Source organism: Rhodohalobacter halophilus, assembly GCF_001715195.1.
Lineage (GTDB): Bacteria > Bacteroidota > Rhodothermia > Balneolales > Balneolaceae > Rhodohalobacter > Rhodohalobacter halophilus.
In genome coordinates this window covers 1-5364 of sequence record NZ_MDWE01000010.1, presented here as the reverse complement: position 1 = coordinate 5364, position 5364 = coordinate 1, and the positions used below count along the sequence as shown (strand labels likewise).

6 protein-coding genes are annotated in these 5364 nt (G+C 44.5%); 1 reads left to right on the top strand and 5 read right to left on the bottom strand.

Annotated features, from left to right (window positions below; translation table 11 throughout):
- Positions 1-544: class I SAM-dependent methyltransferase (locus BG260_RS03510; protein ID WP_069130566.1), on the top strand; the 544-nt coding region annotated here is incomplete at its 5' end.
- Here the strand turns inward: BG260_RS03510 and BG260_RS03505 are convergent.
- The 5 genes from BG260_RS03505 to BG260_RS03485 all read right to left on the bottom strand — a co-directional run.
- Complete coding sequence (locus BG260_RS03505) at positions 539-1204, bottom strand: hypothetical protein (protein ID WP_069130565.1); 666 nt, start codon at positions 1202-1204, stop codon at positions 539-541. The genes BG260_RS03510 and BG260_RS03505 overlap by 6 nt on opposite strands.
- Before the next feature lie 100 nt (positions 1205-1304).
- Complete coding sequence (locus BG260_RS03500; protein WP_069130564.1) at positions 1305-3500, bottom strand: sodium-translocating pyrophosphatase; 2196 nt, start codon at positions 3498-3500, stop codon at positions 1305-1307.
- A 43-nt stretch (positions 3501-3543) separates the two neighbouring features.
- A complete protein-coding gene (gene pth, locus BG260_RS03495) occupies positions 3544-4101 on the bottom strand; it encodes an aminoacyl-tRNA hydrolase (RefSeq protein ID WP_069130563.1) in 558 nt (185 codons plus the stop codon).
- A gap of 14 nt (positions 4102-4115) precedes the next feature.
- Positions 4116-4805 carry a 50S ribosomal protein L25 gene (locus BG260_RS03490; RefSeq protein ID WP_069130562.1) on the bottom strand — a complete coding sequence of 230 codons (690 nt, stop codon included), beginning with the start codon at positions 4803-4805 and terminating at the stop codon, positions 4116-4118.
- Between the two features lie 18 nt (positions 4806-4823).
- Positions 4824-5364 (bottom strand): ribose-phosphate diphosphokinase (locus tag BG260_RS03485; RefSeq protein ID WP_141691507.1); only part of this gene is annotated, 541 nt, incomplete at its 5' end.

Below are 5364 nucleotides of genomic sequence, written 5' to 3'. Positions count from 1 at the left end.
TGTAGATCTCTCGAAAGAGGCCATACGGAAAGCGAAATTAAAAGCATCCAAAGAGGAGATAGAAGACATTGAGTTCGTCATCGGTGATATGCGTGAACCACTCCCAAAAACGTTTGATGCAATTGTCAATCTCTTCACTACCTTCGGATATTTTCTTGATGATGGAGAGAACCAAAAAATTATCAGCAGCACAGCAAAAATGCTCAAACCCAATGGGCTGCTTTTTTTGGATTACCTAAACCCTCACTCAGTAGAAAAGAACCTTGTCCCCTCAGAGTCCGGAGTCTATGAGAATATGAGCTATCAAATTACTCGGAAAATTGAGCAGAACATGGTTTACAAAACCATTCAAATTGATGGCGATGCTCTAAAAAAACCCGCCACCTATCAAGAACGGGTAAAACTTTACAGTTTAGACTGGTTTAAAAAGGTTTTCGACAGTACAGGGTATGAGCTGATCAAAACCTTTGGAGATTACACCGGTGGCAAATATTCCCAAAACTCCGATAGACTCATCCTTTTGGCCCGGCTTAAAAACTCATAGCACGGTTTCACTGAAAACCTCTTCTACACCATGAGGCGGACGCTGCAGTGTCCATGTTTCGAAATAGAATTTTCGTTCTGAGCGAATCTTCTTGCCATTGATACTGAAAAAGCGGAAGCTTTCGGTTACCAATGGTTTCAACTGATGAAAAAAGTTTCTGTAGATATTTTTCTTTGAGAAAAGATGAAGGTCAAATCCATCATGAGCATTCTCTTTATAGAGGACTAAATCACCGGCTTCAAGCACTTCGGCAATCCCCTCCTTTTTGTGGCCTACATTACTCTGATGGTCCAGATCCAGATCTAAATCAACCCATCGGTTCTCCGTTTCTTTAGTGAGAATAAAGGGGGCTCCTAACTTTTCATTTTGAATAAACTGTATCAAATCACCTTGCTCTTCATCACGAAAAACATTGTACTCACTTAATGCTTCAGCAAATTTATTCAGCAGCTCCTTATATTTCTCAAGCTGATTGAGGCCAAATCGGTTCTCTTCACCAAGTCGTGTACCGGTAAGGTAAAATTTCGAATAGGTCGGGTCAGGCTTTAAAAAATCTTCAATAGATCCGGAAACTTCCTGCTTATCCCGGTCAAGCTGGCGTTCTCTTAGTTGATCCAGTCTCAGGTCGTGTTCAAATATCAGTTTAAATATATCTGTCATAGTTTGAGCAATAGGTTCTATTTTCTTTATTTAAACAAAGAAAAAGCCCCGACAATTTCTCGCCGGGGCTTCAATTTCAGGCTGAATGATCAACCAACCATTAAATCATGGTTGCAATCACAAGCGCTACAACAGCCATCAACTTAATGAGAATGTTCAGAGAAGGTCCGGACGTATCTTTGAACGGATCACCTACTGTATCTCCCACTACGGCAGCTTTGTGAGCTTCAGAGCCTTTACCGTAAGATTTACCGTCAATCTCCACACCTTCTTCAATCATCTTCTTGGCGTTATCCCACGCACCACCGGCATTTGACTGGAACAATGCCAGAAGTACACCGGAAGCAGTTACACCTGCGAGGAGCCCGCCAAGCATGAGTGGTCCGCCAAGGAACCCAAACAGAACCGGTACAATAACGGCAAGTAGTCCAGGAGCAATCATCTCACGGATAGAAGCCTGAGTTGAAATGGCAACACACTTTTCATATTCAGCTTTTCCGTCGGCGGCATCAAACAGAGCACGATCATCATCACTCCATTCAGCAAGCTTCTTGCCTTCGTTTCTTCTCATGGCATCAAGCGCTTTGGTAAGCTCAGGGATATCCTTGAACTGGCGGCGAACCTCTTCAATCATACTCATAGCCGCACGGCCAACAGCCTGCATTGAGAGTGCAGAGAAGAGATAAGGAAGCATCGCACCTACAAAAAGTGCCGCCATTACGCTCGGTGATGTAATGTCGATCGCTGAAATAATGGCTTCCGGATTGGCTGTATTGTAAGCCGTAAGGAACGCCGCAAAAAGTGCCAGTGCAGTCAATGCAGCAGAACCAATTGCAAAACCTTTACCGATTGCAGCTGTAGTGTTACCCACTGCATCCAGCTTGTCGGTTCTTTCACGGACTTCAGGCGGAAGCTCAGACATTTCCGCAATACCTCCGGCATTATCAGAAATCGGACCGTATGCGTCAACAGCAAGCTGAATACCTGTATTTGACAGCATACCTACCGCAGCAATTGCAATACCGTATAGTCCGGCAAAATGGTAAGCTCCGAGTATGGCAACGGCAATAATTACAATTGGAATTGCAGTTGAAATCATACCTACCCCAACACCGGAAATAATGTTCGTAGCGGCACCGGTTACGGACTGCTTCACAATAGACCACACAGGTTTTGTGTAGGTACCTGTATAATGCTCGGTAATTAGTCCGATCAATAGACCTGCAGCCAGACCAAAAATAGTTGCCCAGAACACGCCCATCGCTGTGTAGCTTATACCGTTAAACTCCCAGCTGGCAGGCAGCATCCATGTAATCAACAGATAGGAAGCGATAAGCATGATGATAGCAGAAATAAACTCACCCAAATTGAGGGCTTTCTGAGGATCTCCACCCTCTTTTACTTTCACAAAAAATGTACCAATGATTGATGTCACAATTCCCACACCGGCAAGCACCAGTGGAAGCAGAACGGCATTCAATCCGCCAAATTCGTTACTGGTTTCAAACCCGGCCAGCCCCATAAAAGCAGCACCGAGTACCATTGTACCGATAATTGACCCGACATACGATTCAAACAGGTCAGCACCCATACCGGCTACATCACCAACGTTATCCCCCACGTTATCAGCAATCGTTGCAGGGTTTAAGGGGTGATCTTCCGGAATTCCGGCTTCAACTTTTCCTACCAGGTCAGCACCCACATCAGCAGCTTTTGTGTAGATGCCACCACCAACACGTGCAAATAACGCAATGGAAGAAGCTCCAAAAGAGAAGCTTGTAATAACCGTAAGAACCTGCTGAATGTTATTTACTTCTGTACCAAAAAGATTTGTATAGAGCAGGAAGAGAAGGCCCAGTCCCAATACACCAAGACCCACAACACCGAGCCCCATGACGGAACCACCGTTAAAGGCAACATTTAAACCTTCTCCAAGGCTTGTACGTGCAGCATTGGTTGTGCGAACATTCGCTTTTGTTGCAACTCGCATACCAATGAATCCGGCCATACCCGAACAGAGAGCACCAACAATAAATGAAACAGAGACAAGCCAGGATGAATTTTCAGCACCGGCTCCTTGCAGACCAAGCAGAACTGCCACAATAATTACAAAAATTGAGAGCACTCGATATTCTGCTTTGAGAAACGCCATCGCCCCCTTTGCAATGTTTTGGCTGATGCGTTCCATTTTTTCGGTGCCAATCTCCTGTTTCCCTACCCATTTTGCACGGATATAGGTAAACAACAGAGCCAGTATACCGGCTACCGGAATAAGGTAAATAATTGTGTTAACCATGATGATTTATGTGTTAAGGTTTGCGGTAATTATCGCTTATTAGTTAGTTAAATTCATTCATCGCAATATCAATTCCACCACGAAGAAACGTTAAAATAGCATCTGATGCAAGGTCTATCGACTCATCAACTGTAGATCGCTCTTCCGGAGCAAAAGGAGAGAGCACATAATCCGCTTGCCGGCCTTTTGGAAAATCATTTCCCACTCCAAATCGAAGGCGGGGAAAATCCTTAGACTTCAGTTTTTCGATAATATCGGCAACGCCATTGTGTCCTCCGGCACTGCCTCCGGGACGTAACCGAATCTGCCCGGTATCCAGATTGATATCATCGTAGCAAACCAGGCACTTACTCTTGTCAGTTCCCGTTTCTGCAATGGCTTTTGTAATAGCTTTTCCGCTTCTGTTCATGTAGGTGGTGGGCTTAATCAGAACAACGGATTGACCCTTAAAACGGCCTTCACCTTTTTGGTAAAGGCCGTTATCGGGTTCAAAAGATATGGATAGCTTCTCTGCGAGGTTATCTAAAACCTCAAAACCTACGTTATGGCGCGTACCTTCATATTTTGTGCCCGGGTTTCCCAGACCAACAATCAGAGCCATAACAATAAAAAGGCTTATTCTTCTTTTCCTTCTTCCGTATCCGGTGCTTCAGCATCCTCTTCGCCCTCTTCACCTTCAACAAGAGCTTCTTCACCTTCAGGCAGCTCTTCTTCGTCCGGTTCGATGGCAGTTGTAAACAGAGCTTCGGATTTTGGTGGAGCAATGGTCACAATGGTTCTGCGAGGGTCGTCAAGCGGATCAATTCCTTCCATGTCGAGCTCACTTACGTGCAGAGAATCGCCGATACCGAGTTCGGTAATATCGAGCTCAAACTCAGCCGGGATTCTGTCTGGCATCACTTTCACACGAACAATACGCATGGTTTGGAATACACGTCCACCGCCGTCACGAACTCCAATAGCTGTACCTGTAAGGCGGATTGGAATTTTCAGTTTCACACGTTGTTTTTCATCCAGTACATAGAAATCAGCATGTAAAACACGATCGGTAACGGGATCAAACTCAACATTCTTAAGAAGAGTTTTATATGTTTCCCCGTCAATCGTTAACTCTTGCAGTTTGGTTTGAGATGATGAAAGTATCTTCTCGATATCCACTTCTAAAATAGAAAAGTGAATATTCTCTTCAATCTTAGGGCCGTAAAGAACAGCAGGTACTCTCAGCTCATCTCTTAATTGAGCTACTGATTTTTTCCCTAAATCTCTTTTTTTGCCTTCCAGTTTATATATTTCCGGTTGCTTCATGGTTTTTTCAATTATTGATTAATCATCAAAAAGTGCACTGATAGTGTCGTTTGTGTGAATCCGCTGAATTGCTTCCGCAAAAATCCCGGCCACACTCAATACCTTAATCTTGTCCGATGGTTTCCTCAGCGGCACGGTGTCTGTTACCAGCAGCTGATCAATCGGAGAATCTTCAATACGCTGGTACGCCGGCCCCGACAAAATCGGATGTGTGCAGGTTGTTACAATATTTAAAGCGCCTCGCTCTTTCAGGGCTACAGCTGCATTGGTGATGGTTCCGGCGGTATCGATCAAATCATCCACGATCAATACATTTTTGCCTTCCACCTCCCCGATAATATTCATCACTTCGGCCACATTCTGCTTTGGCCTGCGCTTATCGATAAATGCCAGGCTCGCTCCTAATTTCTTAGAATAAGCCCTGGCCATTTTTAAACTTCCAACATCGGGAGCTACAACTACAAGATTTTCAATCGGGTTCTCAGTGAAGTGCTCGATAAAAATCCGACTCGCATAAAGATGGTCCAGCGGTATATCGAAGAATCCCTGAATCTGTGAT